The organism is Bacteroides helcogenes P 36-108 (genome assembly GCF_000186225.1).
GTDB classification, from domain to species: Bacteria; Bacteroidota; Bacteroidia; order Bacteroidales; family Bacteroidaceae; genus Bacteroides; species Bacteroides helcogenes.
Map to the genome: position 1 here is coordinate 2,899,569 of NC_014933.1, position 19,484 is coordinate 2,919,052.

The window sequence follows — 19,484 nt, forward strand, 5'->3', positions numbered from 1 at the left end:
TCAGTTATATATCTTTTGTTGTCTAAACTCTATTTTTGCATTAGAATTTGAATAGTTCTCTCTTTTTCCTTTAATAATAATTTAAGGTGCTCTATTTCCTTATCTTTATCGGCAATCATTCCAGCAGTAGCATTACCGTATATTGAAGCGGCACTCCCATCACCGTGTACTATTGACTGATTAAACTGACAATCATCGTCAAACCAATAAGAGATGGGTATATTCAATACCTTGGATATTGCTTCCAATTTAGAGGCATCAATACTCTCTTGAGATTTCCATTTAGTTATGGTAACAGCACTTACTCCCATTTTACCAGCAAAATCCTTTTGACGGATTCTTTTTTTTTAAATAGCTCATCTAATTGATTTCCAAAGTGTTTCATAATTATAATTAAAATAACAGGAAATTAATTATTAAAGTATTTGGAAATTAATTTCCTTAGATTTATATTTGCATTATAAATCTATGAATAAATAATCAATATTAAATATATTATGGACGAAAAAAAGAAGAAAAAAACAACTGATGGCTTGGCATTGCGCACCTATTTACGTACTCTGCCAGTATGTGAAGCTCCCGAAATGGCTAAAAAATTAGCTGAAGAATGCAAAGTACCTATTTATACTTTTAATAATTGGCGTAGCGGATTGGCTCGAATCCCAGAACTGGCAAAAGATAAGATAGAAGAAATAGCAGGAGTAGTAATTTTTAACAGATAATTATATTATGACATCATTAATCCAATTCCGCCAGACAAACAATGGAGATGCTCTTGGAGCTTCCATTCATGTTTTTGTTGGTTCAAAACTAATAAAAACATGAATAAAAATGATGAATGGTTAGCCATACCGGGCTTTCCCCGATATAAGATAAACAGAAACAACGGGGCTGTTATAAGTACTTGTAGAGGAAAGATACAATATATTTCTACGAAAAGAAATGCCGTTACTATGAGTACGGAGGTAGGGCTACGTGTTAGGTCAACACCAGCGCGTGTCCTATATTCCTCCATACATGGGATAAATATACGTGATATACCCTCGAAAGCTGTTATCCGAATGAATGAAGCCGGAGAACCGGAACTGATTTCCAGAGAAAGACTTAATAGAGATATTATTGATATTCTTCGTAGTTCTACCCCTCGTGTGGATGTGTTGCAGGAATACAAAAAGTCTATCGAGTTCATAGAATTAGTGTTGTCATGTTATAAGTCTGGTGACTTTGCACCGATAGTCTCCAAAATCCAAAATATGAAAGGATTAGTAACCAATTATGTCAAGAAAAGATTCCTTCTGTCTGATGAGTATTCCTTGGATATGGTTTGGTACGCTGTTTCCGAATTGGCGTTGGATGATATTGTGAATAAAAAGAGAATGATTCCCATGCTGGAGTACTACTTGAAAGCTATTTCCCGTTCATATGTGGCAAAAAAAAGGCTATACCTGCGTAGAGAAAAATCTATAGACGATCCGAATGATTATACAATGGATATATACAGATAATTAATCCAAAACTTATTTCCAAAAGACGTAAAAAGGATAAGACCAAGAAAATTCACAGAAAATAACTTTCAAAACGAACTCGATACGTATATATTGTTTCTTGGTAAGATTTAAGTCCTACCTCTTGAAATCAAAAACAGTGTTATTCGTAGCGGCAATATACAAAAAACTTATGTACTTTACCCAAAATGATATAAAACGAATCAAGGAAGCTTCCAAAGGTAGGCTCCTTGATGTTATCGGTGACTTCCACGAATTGAGAAAACGTGGGTCTGAATACAAATGTGAATGTCCTAAATGCCATGGACAGGAAAAACTGCATATCTCTCCAGCCAAACAGATTTTCAAATGTTTCAGTTGTCCGGATATAAAAGGTACAGAACCATTGGACTATCTGCAACGGGCAGAAGATATGCAATTCCTGGAGGCATGCGATTACTTAGCACGCAAATTCAATGTATTGCTTGACCCCAAGCCGGAGAAAAAAACTCCCAAAGCTGCCAAAATGAAAAAACGAAGCAAGGAGGCTAAGGGAGAGAATGTCGATACATTCTGTGCCCGCATGCTCGCTGGTAGCGGGCTGACTTATCAGGATGTAACGGCACATATTTTCAAGAAGGGAGATACACAGAGTATTTTTGAGGCGAAGACTTTCCGTCCGGGAACCGTTGACGAATATGGCAATATCGTTGATGGGGACGATGTCATTATTGAATATTACGACTTGGACGGTATGCCGGTCACTTACATGCGTAAGATACCGGGACGTGGTAAACAGGAATCTAAAGTGTATTATCGTGTTCGCTGGCAGTTTCCGGACGAACACCGGGACGAAAAAGGAAAGCCATTCAAGTATAAGTCTCCTGCTGGTAGTGGTACGCCTATATACATTCCAGAACGCATGAGACAGATATACAAAAAGAAAGAACAATTGTCAAGACTCTACATCCAGGAAGGAGAAAAGAAAGCAGAAAAAGCATGTAAACACGGTATTCCTTCCATAGCTGTCAGCGGAATTCAGAACCTGGGACAGAAAGGGGCATTGCCGGAAGACCTTGTCAAGATAATCACTGTCTGCGGAGTCAAGGAAGTAGCTTTCATTTTTGATTCCGACTGGAATGATCTTTCCAGTAATATAAAGTTTAATTCTCCCGTTGATTCACGTCCCCGGAGTTTTTTCTCTGCTGCTCGCAATTTTAAGGAATATATGCGGATGCTGAAGAACCGTGGCATTATGGTGGACATATTCATTGGTCACATCAATAAAAACAATGAGGGTGACAAAGGATTGGACGACTTGTTAGCCAATAAGTTGGTCGGCCATGAAGAAGAACTTGCCGAAGATCTGGAGTTTGCATGTAACGAGAAATCCGGAATGGGCAAATATGTGGAAGTATTTAAAATCACCACATGGAATGACCAGAAGCTGCGAGAATTATGGAACTTGCACAGCCACGAAAAATTTGCCGAACAACATCGCGAAGTTCTGCAAGAGCTTCCGGAATTCATCTTTGGCCGATATGCCTGGAAATTTGATGAAAATGGGAAACTGGTATCTGCCCTACCCTATGATGAAGACGAAAAGTTTTGGAATGAGGATTATAAAGAGACAAACGGTAATAGGATACCGGTATTTGAATACGATTATGTAGCCGCAAAAACCTTTTTTCAAAACCGTGGAATCGGCCGCTATCGCCTGCTCGACACCAAGATGTGGACGTATATCCATCTGGACCCGCCAGTAGTCCGGACAATTGACGTGGAGGATGCACGTGATTTCATGTTTGCCTTTGCCGAACAGAATTGCAGCCGTTTCGTCAACAACCAGCTACTCAAGGGAGGTTCGCAGTATGTCGGTCCGTTCCAGATGTCAAGGCTCGCTTTCATTCAACCGAATTTCATTTCCCCATCCCGTGATGAACAGTACTTCTATTTCCGTGACCGATGCTGGCACATTACCCAACACGAAGTAAAAGAGGTCGGATATGAAAGTATCACTCATCAGATCTGGGATGAGCAGCGGAAGGATACCGATGCCAAGTATATCGGTCACCCTCTTATCGTCTTCAGGGAGAATGACGGCAAGTATGAGTATGAGCTTTCTCCGGAAGGCAAGAAATGCCACTACCTCCAATTCCTGATCAATACCAGTAATTTCACCTGGAGAAAAAAAACGGAAGATATTGAAAAAGGTGAACTATATGAGAATAACCTTCATTTGCTCAGCAAGATGTGCGCCATCGGATACATGTTGATGGAATGCAAGGACGCGAATGTGACACGTGCCGTAATCGGCATGGACGGCAAGCAGTCGGAAGTTGGTGACAGTAACGGTCGTAGTGGTAAGTCGCTTGTCGGTGAACTGCTGCGTCAAGTCGTCGATACTGTTTATATATCCGGAAAACGGACAGATATTTTCAATGACAGTTTTATCTGGAATGACATTAATGAGCAGACACGCCTGGTGTTCATTGATGATGTCATGTTGAATTTCAACTTCGAGTTTCTGTTTCCCAACCTTACTGGGGACTGGACTGTAAACAAAAAGGGTGGCGCACGCATTACTTATCCTTTTGCCAAGTCGCCCAAAGTATATATCCCTACAAACCATGCTATTCGTGGCACTGGTTCCAGTTATACTGATCGGCAATGGCTGATAGCCTTCTCTGATTTTTATAACGACCAGCATAAACCCATGGATGATTTCGGAGTATTGTTCTTTTCTGAATGGGATTTTACCCAATGGAATCTGACTTGGAATATGTTGGCCAACTGCATACAACTGTATCTGAAATTTGGAGTTGTGCAAGCACCAGGCGAACGCCTGCAACAACGTAAACTCAGGCAGGAGATTGGCGAAACCATCATATCCTGGGCGGATGAATATTTTAGTAGTGAAGAGCACTGTCATCGTACCCCGCGCAAGGAAATTTATGACAATTTCCGCAACTATGATCCGCAACAAAGTAAATATATCAGTTCCACTGCCTTCAAGGACAAGATAAAAAAATACTGCGAATGGAAAGGATGGATATTCAATCCGCACAAGTATGACGGAAAAAGCGGTTTGCCCCTCTTCTTGGACAAAGATGGGAAACCGGTTATAGATGACAAATCTGGAGGAGTGGAATACTTTACCATAGGAAAGACTGCCGGAGAACAGACTACCCAGAGTGACCCGCTTGATTTACCGACAGCTAATCCGGATAATAAGCTTGTATTCTGATGGGCGAGACACATTCCGATATTATGGCCAGACTTATGCCCCTCTATGAGATGTCACCCGGACGTTTTATGGCATTCTACAATGCGGTGTATCTGATGTGTATTGACTTACCGGAAGATTGCCGGTTCCGTATCTCTGACCGTTGCCAGGAAAAAGACCTGGAATTGTTCCGGAATATAGTGAAACTTCTTATTGCAGAGCAGCCCTACGACAAGTATGCAGGACAGTTGGAATTGTCTGATGACCTGGAATACGTGAGACGGACAACCGGCTTTAAACCCTCTGGAAACCGCTTTTCTCCGAAGTGGAATAGGAGGTAGAATACACCAATTTATTATGATGTAAAGATACATATTTTCAACAAATTACGCAAGTAATCATGCTAAAAAAAGAGAACAAAATATTAGTGGTCGTTTCTCCGGATCCGGCGGAGCGTAATAAACTGTTGAGCCGCCTGGCCGTACGGCTCGGTTTTGCCCTCATACCTTCGGATGCAGCCAAGATTATATCGGGCGATATCCACAGTACGGACTTGGCAACAGCTTACTTCGTTTTCTGTAGCAACTACAACTTCCGTGGAGCCGTACTTACCAACCAGCGCCTCTATGAAATGGCTGCACGAGGTTTGTGCATAGCTGTAGGAGTTCGTTCCATTCCCCGTGAATACGAGTTCATCTGCAGGGTATTCTATCCGGAAGATCTTTTATAGTTAGAAGTATTTTCATCTCGGTGCTTCTGAGAGAACATAATGCGGAGGTATTTTTGAATAGTACATATTAAGGTTGCCCACCTCCAGTGGTACGTGAGTACCGCTGGAATGCTATTACCCCTTCCCCCTCTCCCCCATCCCGTTGCAATAACAGTTTGGACAAACGTGCATGGGAGGCAAACGCAGCCATTCCCGGAAAGGGGTATATTATTCTTTTTTTTATTATTCTTTTTAAAAACAGACTTCCTTAAAAATAGAAAAAAAATCGTGCATTCGTACGAAAATACATTTTTTATCACGTATAAATTTTATATACAGACAATTAAATGCGTACAAAATCTGCACGAATTACGCACGAATTGCGTACAAATTGTACTTTTCCGCAAAAAATACCGAAAAGTACGCAAACAGAAAAATCAGTGCGGTTTTGTACGTTTTTTGTACAGATGTAACACATTGATAATAAATATATTGAGAGTGTACATATGTACGAAAGTACTGACGCACGATTTTTATACTATATTTGTGCAAGGGCTTGGTTATGTTTTCTGTTTTTAGTATATTTGCGTAAAAATCAATACTTTAATGATAAAGAAAGATCGATTTGTCTGTTGGCTACCCTGTAAACCGTATGTCAGGCAGTTCTTACTACATAACTTTAATGCTCCGGATGATACTTGGACTGAAATAGTAAATCTGTCTTCCGATAAGGAGCTTCAGAATGATTTTCTTTCCAGGCTGTCAAAACGCGGCCGTTACGAAAGCAGATACCGGAATCTCTACCGTTATACGGGCAACATAGCAGTGGAGATACGCCGTGATGATTTCTACCGATATGGATGGTCCATGTCAAATACTGAGGTAGTGGCGTTCGGTAACAAGGTGGAGCGACGGATCAAACAAATTCTTTTCCTCTATCTCGATACTAATGTCAGCATGGGTATCCCTCTATCAACGGCCATCCGCAATTTCCAGAACAAGTTTGGTTTTGATGAAGATAGCTGGCCCTATGATACTATCCGTAGGGAGTATAACCGGCATGGATACAGGAAAACAGTGGAGAATACTACAATTTTAGAATTTATTAACCGTATAATCTTGGGGAAGTTGTCGGAATTTGGGACAATTTCCCAACAGGGGAAAAAAGCCTATGAAAGTAATAAACTATGATTTTGAAAATATTGGTGGACTGTTGCAGGTGATTGCCGTTCCTCCAACTTCGTTTTTACAGATCCGTAAGGATTGTACCACTGGTTTGAACTATTTGGAACTCCGTAACCGGAAAGATCTTGTTTCCATACCGGTATATGCCAATGATACTTATATGTATAATGAGGATAAAGAAATTAATGATGCGGGTGATTGCTGGAATGTATCTGTAGAAGGTGTAATACCCCGGCTTTCCGGGACAAACTGTAAGCTGGTTGAAACCTTGGAACGCGGTTTATGGTATGTACTGGCGGTGGATGGCAACGGTGAAGTACATTGGTGCGGCCAGGAAGATGCATTTATGCTTTTTTCCACACGTAAGACAAGTGGAAAATCTACTTCAGAGCGAAACGGTATTTCTTTTACATTCTCATGCACGCAGGATGAACCTACTGTTTATATCGTTGATATTGATGAATTATAATCCTATTTTTTCATTCACCAATAAACAATAAGCTAAAAAACAGATGCTTATCCGAAACTTTTCGGTGTCCGATGTCCTTGGACACCGTTTTTTTTGCGTTTTTCTTTGCGGAAAAACAATCCATATGAACGAAACAATTATTACTCTATTCGGTACTATTGACCGCTATTGTTATGGTAAGAACTACATTAAATATTTCTTGGACAAGGCACAGGGAAATCCCGTGCGCCTGAAAGTCACCAGTTATGGAGGGGATGTTGCTGAAGCCGTTGCCATCAGCAACCTGCTGGCCGAGCATGGCGATGTTACCGTAGAATTCATAGGCTTCAATGCTTCTGCAGCTACCTGGATGGCCTTCGGCGCCAGATCCATAGAAATACATGAGGATGCCATGTGGTTGGCACATAAAAGTTCCATCGGCGTTGATATATATGGTTCACTTAATGTGGATCAATTAGAGGAAAAAATCAGAGAATTGGAGAATGCCAGGAAAAATGCAGAGGCCATTGATCTGATGATTGCCAAGAAATATGCTGACCGTTGTAAGAAAACAGTTAAGGATGTTATCGGGCTGATGTCCGAAAGCCGCTGGATGCCTTCTTCCGAGGCAAAAGACTGGGGATTTGTGGATAAGGTTATTCCGGGAATCAACAAACGTATACAAATAACCGATGAAATAATAGGCTGTTTTAATGCTGTCGGCCTGCCTGTTCCTGTACTGACCGAAGATAACGGAGCTAAATCATCAGGATTGGTTACACAAATTCTTGAGAGTTTCAAATCATTTTTATCCAACAAGGATGTTTCACTTACTAATTCAATAACCATGCGTAAAGAATTTCAATTCATCAACCAACTGCTCAACTGTGAAGGAGTTGAAGAAAAAGACGGTAAAGTCTCGCTTACCGAAGAGAACCTGAAGGTTATCAATGATGGTATCAAAAAGGCCTATAATGCCCAAAAAAAGGCTGAAGATGATTTAGCAGAGGTTGTCAATGAGCTTGACAGCCTCAGTGACAGCATCAAAGATGCTGCCGGAAATAAAGCTAAGGTACAGGTTATCCGTAATATCGTAAGCAAAATTCCAGGAACTTCGACAATCAGCCATCAGGAAAACGATGAAGATAACAAGTTTGCCGATATTGCGACAGATCCGATAAACCGTTATGAAAATGAATAACATCTAAACTATTTTATCTATGGACTTCAAATCACCTATTGACATTACTGCTGTTCTGACTGCGGTAAGAAAACACAAGGACATTCTCAAGGCAGTCGATAAGCTCGACGCTTCTGAAGTATTGAAACATTTCACTCCGATTCCAGGCATTACAGATTCCATCGAATTGGGCAAAGTAGAGGGCGGTACTGTTTCAGGAAAATACATCGGCACATTCGAAGCCGGAAAAAGTCAGGGAAAAGTTGTTCCCCGTCGCCTGATCGTACGTCCGGTTGTCATGGAAATGGCTGACGAGCCCGAACGCTACAGGCGGACCTATATCGCGAATGTTCCAGGAGCTTTGCGTAAAGAACATCCATTTGAATTATGGCTTATCAATCACGGGCATGAACTTGCATCCAATGACCTCCTGTTTGCCATTTTCACGGCAAAGTACAGTGCAAAGTCGGAAGACAAGGACATTGAAGATGCATTTGACGGGCTGGGAACCATTATTTCTGAGGCAGAAGCCGTCGGGGATATATCGAGCGTGGAAGGCAATGTATATGCGACGGGAGAAATCACACGTGCCAATGTCGGTGAAATCTTGTTGAAAATGTGGAGACATATGCCGAGAACCTTCAAGCGTAAGAAAAACATCAAGATGTTCATCTCCGATGAAATGGGAGACTTGTATGACGATTGGCGCAAGGACGAAGGCACTATTGTCATCGGCATGAAAGAGGACACATCCGATACACAGCATTTGCTTGGCTCAAACAATCGGTGCGAATTGGTACGCCTTCCGAACTTGCCTGATGGCAGCCAGTTTGTCATGCTGACCACCAAGGAGAATGTATGCTACGGATTTGACAAGGAAAGCGACTTCAAATCAATAACCCCGTTTTCTTCCGGCAACCCGTACAAATTTACGGCTGCCGGTAAATATCTTATCGGTTTTCAGGTTGTGTCTGTCCACAAATCGGAATTCTGTGTCAATGACAGACCGTTGGATCCAGCCGGTTCAAATCCGTTCGGCTATATTCAGGTGACTCTCTCTCCTGATGCAGCCGTGAACAATGGTGGGAAATGGCGTATAAAGGGAGAAGCAATATGGAGGGATTCCGGAACGCATGTCGCAGTTGAAGGAGGTAAGGAATATACCATCCAATTCAAAGACGCTAATGGCTATACCACTCCGGAAGAACAGACCAAGACACCGGCATCCGGCAAAGTGGAAAAAGTGACAGGTACTTATGTTGTTAAAGATTAAAAAATAGAAGTATGGCAGAAGTAAATCCCAAACTGTGTATCGCCCTTGATGACATCAATGAAGCAATGGATTGTGAGAACCAAGACAACATGGGCGGCATCATTCCTTCAGTCATTTATGGCTACCATTCCGATGTGGCTGCATGGCCGGACTATCCGAAAAAAAAGGATAGCCCCCTGTCCCTTGAAGCCGCTGGAACATTGACCGGTGACCTTGTCATGAAGGAAGGTTGTCGTGCCTATAAAATGGAGTTCACCGATGAACTGGCCGAGTTCAAGATTACGGACCAGGGAGAAACCGGTGGAGAATCGTACCTGATGGACCTGAATATCATTTCTGCTAAAATGCGTAAGAAGATATTTGGTTTTGAGAATGCCACCAAAGGGCGCAAGATGTTCTTCGTTGTAACCGACAATAACGGTACTAACTATCTGATGGGAGACAAACGTCGTGGCGCTTTGCGTGCATCAGGTGACGGAGCCACCACCGGGGCAAGTTCGACCGCCCGTAATCAGAATACACTTCACTATACGTTCACTACCCCTCGCAAGTGTGTATATGAAGGTGATGTGGAAAATATTCTCACTGTAAAATCCGCCCCAGGAGTCGGAGGTTAAAAGCCCGATTCATGCATGTACCCGTTCTATGTCCGTTTCCAATGCCCGTCATGGATACGGACATTTTACTTTGTCCTATCACGGCAATAAAATTCGCAACATCTTTGCACTACATTAATATCAAGTATTATGGCTGAAATAACAATGGCTTATATCGAAGCACGCAGAGAAGGTATTGACTGGCTGAACTCTGCCAAGAGAGAATACAATGCGGGGGTGGCCATCCTTGCGAAATCCGGTTACAAAAGCATAGTGTCCTCTAAATTGTCCAGGTTGGGTGAAAGGCCACATACCCGTGAAAAACTGGAATATGAAATCCGGCAAATGATAAGGGTATGGTATCATCCTGAGGATCCTCGCTTTGAAAACGTGGATTTGGCAGATGATGCAATTCCCGGAAATGACGGACGTGCGGAAACTGTTTCTGAAGCTACAGCAAATGGCATTGTAGCAACTGCGGAGCAGGAATTAAGTCGTGAGGCAGATGAACAGCCCGCTTATCCGCCTGTAATTTCAAAAATCATCTATGATTTTCGTGAATGTTATAACGAACGTTCCCGACAGCATCGGTTACTTTCAGAGTTGGGTGAAACTAATACGGAAGCCGTGTGTGCCAATCGAAAAGATATTGTTCAGCATGTCGGTATACTTTCCAAACGCATGACTTTACTGGCTGCTATCAAGAGAGAGTATGATGAGAACAAAAGCCTGCCATCCGATCAGCAGTTGGACGAACTTTATAAAAATGCGGGCATTCCTGATGAGAAACAGGAGAGAGAGGATGAAGAAACCGATATCGATTCCATGTCCGTGGAAGAATTGAAGAAGGCAAAATCAAATGCCAAGAGTAAGATTTCCAAAGCCAAGAATATGCTGTTGTATTCTTCAGAAAGCAGGCCTAAAGATGGCAAAGAAAATCCGCTTCCGCCCTGCCCTAAGCGTGTGAGATTTGAGAGGAAGGTGGCTAATCAGGAGGCGCTCGTAGAGAAAATAGATTACCGCCTGGCTGAATTGCAATAAATAGAATATGTTAGTTTGCTGTAGTGATATGATTGAGATGCCGGTGGAGGATATGAAGAAGAATGCAGCCACTGCATTCCGCCTCTGCCAAACGGATGCGGCAGGCTCCGCCCATGACCTGGTTGCGGAGAAGCTGCTGCATCCGGACGCCATGGGAATACTGACTCCCGGCAAGGACAAACATTTCTATTCTTCCGGGGCATTCAATCTGATACAATTGATTCTCTATATTTTGAGACAGACCGGTCCTGCACATCTGTTCCTTACAACCTATTCTATCTCCATGGAGAGCATCTCGGCGCTTCGCCGTAAGGTGGAAGCGGGTAAGCTACTGTCGGTTCGGTTCCTGATAGATAACCGGGTGCGCAGCATCTCACCCAAACCGTTTGATTATTTGGTAACTGCATTTCCAGACAGTTACCGCTGCTTGGCACTACATGCCAAAGTGGCGTTGCTGTATAATGAGAACTGGAAAATAACAGTTGTAGGCAGCCAGAACGCTACCCATAATCCGAAATTGGAACGGGGGATCATCCATACCGGCAGGGATATTTTTGACTTTGACTTTAAAATGCTGAATGATGAATTTAACGCGGCAGCAACGTGACGAGATAGAGAAAATGGCATATCGGCTGATTCCTCCCGGATTGATTGCCATCAATATCGGTGCTGACGAAACTGATTTTCTTGCGGAACTCCGTACACCGGGCACTGAAATCCGTAAAGCCTTTTATCAGGGACATCTCAAGCAACTGGTTGAAGTACGTGAGGCTATCATCAAGTCTGCGGTCAACGGCAGTAATCCGGCACAACAGGAACTGATTAAATTCTTTAAAGCCCAACAGCAGTACCTTGAATATGAGTGATCATCTGACAACGTCAAAAAGCAAAGCCGCATTGGAGGAACAAGCTTACGGGCTTATCCAGCAGCATATCATTGATCCTGAAAATAGCCCGTTGCCGGAACATCTGCGTGTGCAGTGCAACCGAGTGTTACAGATAGCCCGCCTCCTTGACGACTATCCGAACGAGAGTCATATAGTCAACATCATGCTGGCGAAATACCGTATCTCACGTACACAAGTGCGTAAGGATATCGCCCTGGCGAAAGAACTGTTCAAGACACAGCACCAATTTGACTGGGACTTCTGGTTTGCCTGGATGATTAAAGACCAGGTACAGCTCATCCGGGACTGTAAGCTGCGAGGTAATCTCAAAGAATGGAACAATGCAAAAAAAGTGTTGCATCGGATGATTGGTGAGAAACCACCTTCCATTGAAGATCCGCGTCGCATGGAAAAGAACGTGTTCTATATCCAAATTAGTAGTGTGGGGCAGACAGTGGATATCCCTTTAAATGCAATCCGGAACCTTTCTCAAGAGGAACAGAAAATCTTGGTAGATGCCATGTACACCCCCATTGATGATATACAGGCAGAAGAAATAATGAATTCCTAATCACATAATGGATTTATGAAGAAACTGACAAACAAAAGACTTATCGCCTATCTGGTTGACCATAAGCATATTGATATGGTATCAGTCAGCAAAACACAGATTATCTGTACAGTAGCTACAAGGTTCAAACCGGACGAAGTACCGCAACTATTGGCAGATACCGGACAGCCGATGCCTCGCATGACTTCCTCTGATGGTGTGAACTATATTGTTTTTCCCCGTTATTGACCTATGGATGAGAACGCCTGGGAAGAAGTCATACAGGTAAATCCGGCACAAGCTGCATTTCTTGTAATGCCGTACAAGAACGGATATGTCATTTATTCGCGTGCAACGGGTAAATCTTTTATCACTGGTGCTGTGATAGATGACAACATCCGCCTGATGCCGCGCGGTATTACCACACTCACCCAGGCTACCATCGGCCAGGCACTGACCAAAACTCTCCCATCAGCATTCAAGATGTTGGAAATGCTGGGATATAAACAATGGGATCCGGTCAGTAAGACCGGTGACTACGTGGTTTGCCGCCGCCCCGTTGAGGGGTGGTATAGGCCTTATGAACATATCATGTCATTTGAGTATGGAATCAGCTTCAGTAACGGACATATGCTTTATATTCTCACTCAGGGAGGCAATAGCCGTGGTCCTAATGCCGACTACAACATCACTGACGAGGCCTTGACGCTCGACAAGGAGAAGTTCGACCAGGAGGCTGCACCCACTAATCGCGGTAACGAGCACATATTCGGACGCAAGTCAAAGCATCCAGTACTGAAGCACCACGGCAATACCTTCCTTTCCTCCATGCCTTACACTCCGGAGCAGAAATGGCTGCTGACCCCCGCCAAGTATTATGAGGAAGAACGTGGCATCCGGTTGTTCGATGTCTGGAACAAGATTGTGCGGTTACAGATGCAGCTCATTGACGCACGTATTGCCGATGATGCGGGATTGTTCAAGGAGATCTGGAATGAAACCGTCCGCCTGCGTCAGAGTATCACACCATTCGTTTCGCGTGACGGCACGCTTTTCATCCTCGGCTCTATTTTCGACAATATCGCCAATGTAGGCATGAACTATATCCTGAACCAGTATAAAGTAATGGATAAGTTGTCCTTCATGATAGAGATACTGAACTACATGGTGGATAAGATTGATAGCTGCTACTACCAGCTCGATGAACGTCATGTGTATTACAATGCGACCAATGACGACTATATACGGGATTTTGCCGAAGATACCAATTTCGATTGGAAACGGCTGGGTAACAATGATGACAGCCGTCGTGATCTGGACTGCAATCCAAACCAGCCGATAGAGCTGACGCCCGACTGGGGATCCGCCGCCTCTTTCCTCGAAGTGGCACAAGAACGCAACTACGATTTCGTCACCAAATTGCTGACCCGTGAGCCGGTGGACAACAATATCAATGAGTTTTTTGTCAAGCGTGACGAGGAGGACGACATTATGGTCAACGCCTTGATGGATAAGTTCTGCCACTATTATCGGAGCCACATCAACAAGTATATACACTATTACCGTGACCGCTATGGTGATGCACGCCGTGCCAATAATAAGAAATCATACAACCAGCTTGCCATTGAGCGCTTGGAAAAACACGGATGGACAGTGGAGCAACACACTCATGCGGGCATGGAACCGCCGCAACATGATAAGTATTTACTCTGGGCTTCCATCCTGGCAGAGAAAGACGGACGATTCCCGAAAAAGCGTTTCAACGGCTCGAAATGCAAATACACACTTGTCTCCATGAACAACACACGTGTCATTGAGGATCGTGAAGGACGTTTTGCCAAGGACAAGCGTAGCGAACGCAATCAATCCATCCTTCCGGAAGAGGCAACACACTTCGGTGATGCGGTCGATAAACGTATATGGACGAAGTATGGACACTTGCTCAGACAGGCCTATGACTTTGTGGATGCACGTATCTGATTGTCCTCATACACAGCCGCAAGCACAATCGCAAAGCTTATGGCAGGACTCGTAATACCTGCAATGATAATCGCAGCACTTTAGATTAAAATACTATGTGCAAGACCGTCCGTGGAAGATTCTTTTTGTCATATTTCCTTATTTTTTGCGTTTCTTTTTGCGTTTTTGGATAGGGCGCGGTAGGGAGAAACGTTCGTTTCCGCTTCCATTTTAATGGAAAGCAGGAATTATTCCTTATCGTTCAATAGGTTGCATTTTTTATAACATTTATTAACCAACATCCTAACACGTACAAAATCCGCACCGGAGAAAAAGATTTTCAGTCTGCTTCTCCGGTGCGGATTTTGTACGTGTCAGCGGTAGGAAGCAATGCTTCCTTGCATTTGTCCGCATCCATGCAGGTCCCCCCGGTTTTTATCCACTTCAAGGAAGAACCGGGTAGATAGGTATAGTTTTCAACTATGTATTTCCGGCCGTTTCCTTTTCTGATTGTCGCCCTTTATTTCTGTCCCCTATTGCCACGCAGTTTCGCTTTTTTGTGCTGCAAAGGTAAATGTTGACGTCACCGGCTCAAGTTCAGGCTGGCGTTTCATAAAAAATCTCCACCCGTTGGGTCGTATTCAGGCCTTCGGTTTTCTGAAAAACTTGCTCTTGCTCCTTACAACACCTTTTGATGCAGCGTAAAAAAGGCGAAACATACCGCGTAGCGACAGGCGACGCAGAAAAAAAAAGCTCCAATCAGGGAAACAGCCAATTAGATAAGGCTCACACCCGGAAGCTCAAGGTTCAACATAAAATTTGCAGCATTATGAAAACATTCACTTACAAACAGGCTATCGAGGTTTTGAACAAGTATTTCAAAGGGTACAGGGTACTCAAGAAGTTTGACGGCATCAGGGAACTAAGTATTCTTTTTCGGGATGCAAACGGCAAAAAGTGGGAACTGCTTTCAACGGCTGACCCCTATTTTCAGACGGTAGAGGACTATGTAATCATTGAGGCATAATATTTTAATACGTAAATTTTAACTCATAGAATTATGAAAAAGGAAAGAGACGGGAAAAAAGAACATGAGGCGCGTCTTCTGAAAAGACAGCAGCTAAAAACATTATCGCAGTCTTTGGTCGCCCGTAGGGAATTGGGCGAATACATGGGAAACGAGGACGACACAGTAAACGGTCTGTTACGGTTTTACTACGCTTGTAAAGGATATACCAACCTAAAGACTTTTAAGGAGTGGAAAGAGACAGGTTATAGTGTCCGCAAAGGTGAAAAGGCGCTGTTGATATGGGGGAAGCCCATTGTGTCGAAATCGGAAAAGCAACGTATTGAGGAACAGAAAATGCAGGGTAAGGAAGAAGAAGCGAAAGAGGATTTTTTTCCGTTGTGCTATCTTTTTGCGGAAAGCCAAGTGCACAAATCCAATGAATAGATTAATCTCTATTATATAAATCATTAATTATTAATTTTTTAAATTTTAAAGACATGGAAAAAGAAGTAAAAACAATCGGTGAAGAAGTAGTTAAAGCAGTAGAGACAATGAAAGAAGCGGGTAAGGCGGAAAAAGAGGCTCCAAAAGAACAACCCGTGAAAGAGGAAAAGCCGACCGATACACCGGCCAAAGGTAAGAAAAGTGCAAAAAAGGATGAAGCGGCCAAATTGCAAGAGGAAATAAACCGTAAAACGAAAGAATTGGAGAAATGTTTGGCCGAACTCGAAAGGAAAAAAGAGATTTCCCGCCAACGTACTGCATTCATCAACGCTATGGATAAGTTGGATGAAGCGACAGGAAAATTAAAAGAAGAAAATTCCTTTGAAACGCCCCTTTATAAATTGCGGTTTGTGGAAGCTTCGAGCTACGGCAACAATAGCGACATCTTTACTATTTCCAACCGCTTTTTATTGGAGGAATTTACCAAGTTTATGAAAAAGAAAATCCAGTCGAAAATCGAAGAGTTGGAGCAGCTTTTAATCAGTGAGTAATAAGTATGAGATAGCCCGCTTTCGGGCGGGCTGTCTCTGATAAAAAATGAATGTATGGAAACTTTGTTTGATAGTGCTTGCCGCTACATGAGCGATAACGAACTCATTTACGAAATAACCAACAATAAGAAAATTGTTACCGAGACGGAACAGCGTAATGGGGAATATGACCTGAATAATCTACTTTCTTCTTTGACGCCTGGGCGTAAAAAAGTGGCTACTGCCGCCATTGAATTATACAAGCGTCAGCAAAGCAAATATAACGGGCAGGGTATCATCCGTTGTAGTTTGGATATTCATGCGCTGATGCAGCCGTTTCTGTGGGATTTGCCGAACGAGGAACTTTGGGTACTGGCTTTAAACAATGCTTCACGACTGATTAAGAAAGTACGGGTATCAGTCGGTGGAATAAGTCAGACGGCGGCAGATGTAAGGCTGATAATGCGTATATTGGTGGAAGCATCCGCAACGCAGTTCATTGTCGTACATAACCATCCGAGTGGTAATAAACAGCCCAGCAGGGACGATAAGCATATAACGGAGAGAGTGAAAAAGGCGGGTGAGCTGTTTGATATTAGGTTGATAGATCATATTATAATAGCTGGCGATACTTATTATAGCTTTGGCGATGAGGGGCTTTTATAGGCAGACGGGTGCTGGGGGAGCACCCTCTGCCGTTTGCTCGCACACTCACAAACGGCAGAGGGTGTAAAGAGGTATTTTTTGTTTTCCGTTCCTTCAACCACGGAGGGGATTTTTTGTCCTATGACAGCGGATGGGGAGATTTTATCTTTGTGGCAAAAAATATATATGATACGTATTATTACAAGATTTATCGGCACTTATGGGTACGATTCCCTGAAAGAATTTTTTCTTTCCTTAGCTCCCAGTTTTAAATACAACCTGCAATTTCCGGCAATATCCCTTAGTGCCGTAACGGCAGTAATCAGTGAATGGATAGGAATCACCCCTTTTCTGGCAACGGCCATGCTCGTGGCGATTGTATCGGAAATGTGGACGGGAATCCGGGCAAGCAGGGCGCAAGGTATAGGATTTGAATCGTTCCGCTTTTCCCGTTGTATTATTAAATTATGCATCTGGCTGATCATCATTTACATCATCCATTCATTCTATTTGGAAAGCAGGTCTGATAAGGAGGAGAATATTGTTATGATGCTTTCCACTCTCTTCTTTTCCATAGTCAAGGTATTTGTCATGACATGGTTCTGTGTGGAACATGTCACAAGCATATTGGAAAACCTGGCGGTTATTGACGGAAAACCGAAAGATGCCTTGATTAAGAAGGTCAAAGCTTTATGGATGGCAATTACTGACAGATTAAAAAGGAAAGTCGATGAAACAGGACGCTAAATATTTGTTGTGTTGTGCTGTTATAGCATTAACCTCCGCATGGTGCGGTTATTGGTACGGCTCACGTTCCCGAAGTATTGTACGTATGCCCGAAACCATCCGCATACATGATACGATATATGCTGATATTCCACAGCCGGAAGTGATTATCCGGGAGGTTCCTTCAGAAATAGATACGGCCGCTATATTGACCGATTATTTCTCTGAAAGACATTATCTTGATACAGTCATTGAGCGCCCTTATCTGCATGTGGAACTGGCTGACGTAATATCCCGCAATTCATTACTTGAACGTAGGGTTATCCTGGATTACAGGCAACCTGTCATTCATGACAATGCACTGGTATTGGGCATGGATATCAGCCATTCATGGTATTTACTGACCGCAGGCTACCGGCACAAATCATGGGTGTTCAGGACGGGGTATGATTTCTATAATAAATCCCTGGTGGTAGGAATCTCTAAAGATTTATGGAAATGGTAGTCAACCTTATCAATAATGCGTATTGTTTTTCATCCGATATGGAAGATATCCGTATTACGGAGATTCGGGAAAAACTGAATGTTAGGATGACGGTTAACGGGCAGGAGGCACTTTCGGAAATATATTATCCTGATACTGGTAATGCCGTCACTATTTGCGATCCAAGTGACATAATCAATGAATATTTCATCCATCCGGAACTCGGTGGGAATGACGAAAGGATCTCCTTGCCTCCCATAATGGTACGTCTGAACTTTTCAGACAATCAATCGAGCGTCGATTATACTTTATATGTGTTCTACTCAAGATATCGTGTTTCTTTTGAACCATTGACAGATTTCATATTCTATTCCCGATATAAAATCAAATACATAAGGCAAAACAGCATTGATTACCTTTCATTCTTTGTCTCTGAAAAGACAAGAGTATTCTTGGATATTATTTATCTGGAATCCGGTGTCAGTATCAAGAAAACTGTCCGGCTGTCACTTCCTGAATCCAACCGCATGGTAGCATACAATATGAGTCTGGTCAAAATAAGCAGTTTGTCAGATATTCATTACGAAAAGATCATATCCTATGATGCGCGTATTACCAATGGGGCATTGGCCGATCTTGTAAGGTATGTTATTGACAGACAAGATCACCGTGAAATGCATCAGTTCCTGTATTACAACGTATTTGGCCTTCCGGAATCGGTCGCTTTTTCAGGGCTGGTACAGCATAGCCCAGAGCTGGAAGGGGATATGGCGGATATGATGAAGCGCAGAAGGAGGTATCGTCCGTTTTTCAATGATCTGCGCACCGTCAATACCGGATATCTTGACGAAAATAAATACAAGGCGGTGATAGACATGCTGACCTCGCCGGTACAGTGCTGGTATGATACTCCTTCGCTCCCAATGGAGATTTATATAAAGGATATTGATTTTACTCACACCAGGATGGGCAATCAAAGGGTGAACGTAAATTTCACATTCTCTCCTGCAAACAGGAAACACCAGGTGTTTAACAGGTATTCATTTGGAGGTGGAATTTTCGATTACACATTTGACAGAACGTTCGAATGACATGATTAATTAATATA

24 protein-coding genes are annotated in these 19,484 nt (G+C 42.9%); 23 read left to right on the top strand and 1 reads right to left on the bottom strand.

Features of this window, described 5'->3' with window-relative positions:
- Positions 1-29: 29 nt before the first annotated feature.
- On the bottom strand, positions 30-311 hold the full coding sequence (locus BACHE_RS11815) for an XRE family transcriptional regulator (RefSeq protein WP_245530874.1): 282 nt from the start codon (positions 309-311) through the stop codon (positions 30-32).
- Between the two features lie 186 nt (positions 312-497).
- Here BACHE_RS11815 and BACHE_RS11820 point away from each other — a divergent pair, with 186 nt between their 5' ends.
- The 23 genes from BACHE_RS11820 to BACHE_RS11930 all read left to right on the top strand — a co-directional run bounded on the left by BACHE_RS11820 (position 498) and on the right by BACHE_RS11930 (position 19,467).
- Positions 498-722 (top strand): hypothetical protein, encoded by a 225-nt coding sequence (locus BACHE_RS11820; RefSeq protein WP_013547944.1) that lies wholly within the window; start codon positions 498-500, stop codon positions 720-722.
- Between the two features lie 339 nt (positions 723-1,061).
- Positions 1,062-1,505 (top strand): hypothetical protein, encoded by a 444-nt coding sequence (locus BACHE_RS17360; protein WP_148229843.1) that lies wholly within the window; start codon positions 1,062-1,064, stop codon positions 1,503-1,505.
- 172 nt (positions 1,506-1,677) lie between these two features.
- A complete protein-coding gene (locus BACHE_RS11830; protein WP_041579375.1) occupies positions 1,678-4,731 on the top strand; it encodes a CHC2 zinc finger domain-containing protein in 3,054 nt (1,017 codons plus the stop codon).
- Positions 4,731-5,051 carry a hypothetical protein gene (locus tag BACHE_RS11835; RefSeq protein WP_013547947.1) on the top strand — a complete coding sequence of 107 codons (321 nt, stop codon included), beginning with the start codon at positions 4,731-4,733 and terminating at the stop codon, positions 5,049-5,051. The genes BACHE_RS11830 and BACHE_RS11835 overlap by 1 nt, the downstream gene beginning before the upstream one ends.
- Positions 5,052-5,110: 59 nt before the next feature.
- Positions 5,111-5,440 (top strand): hypothetical protein, encoded by a 330-nt coding sequence (locus tag BACHE_RS11840; protein ID WP_013547948.1) that lies wholly within the window; start codon positions 5,111-5,113, stop codon positions 5,438-5,440.
- Between the two features lie 585 nt (positions 5,441-6,025).
- Positions 6,026-6,610 carry a hypothetical protein gene (locus BACHE_RS11845; protein ID WP_013547950.1) on the top strand — a complete coding sequence of 195 codons (585 nt, stop codon included), beginning with the start codon at positions 6,026-6,028 and terminating at the stop codon, positions 6,608-6,610.
- The gene (locus BACHE_RS11850; protein ID WP_013547951.1) at positions 6,591-7,073 is read left to right on the top strand and encodes a hypothetical protein; all 483 of its coding nucleotides are present in this window, start codon (positions 6,591-6,593) and stop codon (positions 7,071-7,073) included. The genes BACHE_RS11845 and BACHE_RS11850 overlap by 20 nt, the downstream gene beginning before the upstream one ends.
- Positions 7,074-7,197: 124 nt before the next feature.
- Positions 7,198-8,253, top strand: a complete 1,056-nt coding sequence (locus tag BACHE_RS11855; RefSeq protein ID WP_148229844.1) for a Clp protease ClpP — start codon at positions 7,198-7,200, stop codon at positions 8,251-8,253.
- 19 nt (positions 8,254-8,272) lie between these two features.
- Positions 8,273-9,505, top strand: coding sequence for a hypothetical protein (locus BACHE_RS11860; protein ID WP_013547953.1), 1,233 nt, complete (start codon positions 8,273-8,275; stop codon positions 9,503-9,505).
- Positions 9,506-9,516: 11 nt separating this feature from the next.
- Positions 9,517-10,122 (top strand): hypothetical protein, encoded by a 606-nt coding sequence (locus BACHE_RS11865; RefSeq protein ID WP_013547954.1) that lies wholly within the window; start codon positions 9,517-9,519, stop codon positions 10,120-10,122.
- Between the two features lie 129 nt (positions 10,123-10,251).
- The gene (locus BACHE_RS11870; protein WP_013547955.1) at positions 10,252-11,142 is read left to right on the top strand and encodes a hypothetical protein; all 891 of its coding nucleotides are present in this window, start codon (positions 10,252-10,254) and stop codon (positions 11,140-11,142) included.
- Between the two features lie 7 nt (positions 11,143-11,149).
- Positions 11,150-11,749, top strand: coding sequence for a hypothetical protein (locus tag BACHE_RS11875; protein WP_013547956.1), 600 nt, complete (start codon positions 11,150-11,152; stop codon positions 11,747-11,749).
- Positions 11,721-12,008 (top strand): hypothetical protein, encoded by a 288-nt coding sequence (locus BACHE_RS11880; RefSeq protein WP_041579376.1) that lies wholly within the window; start codon positions 11,721-11,723, stop codon positions 12,006-12,008. The genes BACHE_RS11875 and BACHE_RS11880 overlap by 29 nt, the downstream gene beginning before the upstream one ends.
- Positions 12,001-12,600, top strand: a complete 600-nt coding sequence (locus BACHE_RS11885) for a hypothetical protein (RefSeq protein ID WP_013547957.1) — start codon at positions 12,001-12,003, stop codon at positions 12,598-12,600. Before BACHE_RS11880 ends, BACHE_RS11885 begins: the two co-directional genes overlap by 8 nt.
- A 15-nt stretch (positions 12,601-12,615) precedes the next feature.
- Positions 12,616-12,828, top strand: coding sequence for a hypothetical protein (locus BACHE_RS11890; protein ID WP_013547958.1), 213 nt, complete (start codon positions 12,616-12,618; stop codon positions 12,826-12,828).
- A gap of 3 nt (positions 12,829-12,831) precedes the next feature.
- A complete protein-coding gene (locus BACHE_RS11895; RefSeq protein WP_013547959.1) occupies positions 12,832-14,559 on the top strand; it encodes a hypothetical protein in 1,728 nt (575 codons plus the stop codon).
- Positions 14,560-15,367: 808 nt separating this feature from the next.
- The gene (locus tag BACHE_RS17365; RefSeq protein WP_013547960.1) at positions 15,368-15,565 is read left to right on the top strand and encodes a hypothetical protein; all 198 of its coding nucleotides are present in this window, start codon (positions 15,368-15,370) and stop codon (positions 15,563-15,565) included.
- Positions 15,566-15,598: 33 nt separating this feature from the next.
- Positions 15,599-15,991, top strand: a complete 393-nt coding sequence (locus tag BACHE_RS11905) for an ArdC-like ssDNA-binding domain-containing protein (RefSeq protein WP_013547961.1) — start codon at positions 15,599-15,601, stop codon at positions 15,989-15,991.
- 53 nt (positions 15,992-16,044) lie between these two features.
- Positions 16,045-16,542: a hypothetical protein gene (locus BACHE_RS11910; RefSeq protein WP_013547962.1), complete on the top strand. Its 498-nt coding sequence runs from the start codon at positions 16,045-16,047 to the stop codon at positions 16,540-16,542.
- Between the two features lie 54 nt (positions 16,543-16,596).
- Positions 16,597-17,187, top strand: a complete 591-nt coding sequence (locus BACHE_RS11915) for a JAB domain-containing protein (RefSeq protein WP_013547963.1) — start codon at positions 16,597-16,599, stop codon at positions 17,185-17,187.
- Between the two features lie 165 nt (positions 17,188-17,352).
- Positions 17,353-17,913, top strand: coding sequence for a phage holin family protein (locus BACHE_RS11920; protein WP_013547964.1), 561 nt, complete (start codon positions 17,353-17,355; stop codon positions 17,911-17,913).
- Positions 17,897-18,397 carry a hypothetical protein gene (locus BACHE_RS11925; RefSeq protein WP_013547965.1) on the top strand — a complete coding sequence of 167 codons (501 nt, stop codon included), beginning with the start codon at positions 17,897-17,899 and terminating at the stop codon, positions 18,395-18,397. Before BACHE_RS11920 ends, BACHE_RS11925 begins: the two co-directional genes overlap by 17 nt.
- Positions 18,385-19,467 (top strand): hypothetical protein, encoded by a 1,083-nt coding sequence (locus BACHE_RS11930; RefSeq protein WP_041579383.1) that lies wholly within the window; start codon positions 18,385-18,387, stop codon positions 19,465-19,467. The genes BACHE_RS11925 and BACHE_RS11930 overlap by 13 nt, the downstream gene beginning before the upstream one ends.
- The last annotated feature ends 17 nt before the right edge of the window (positions 19,468-19,484 follow it).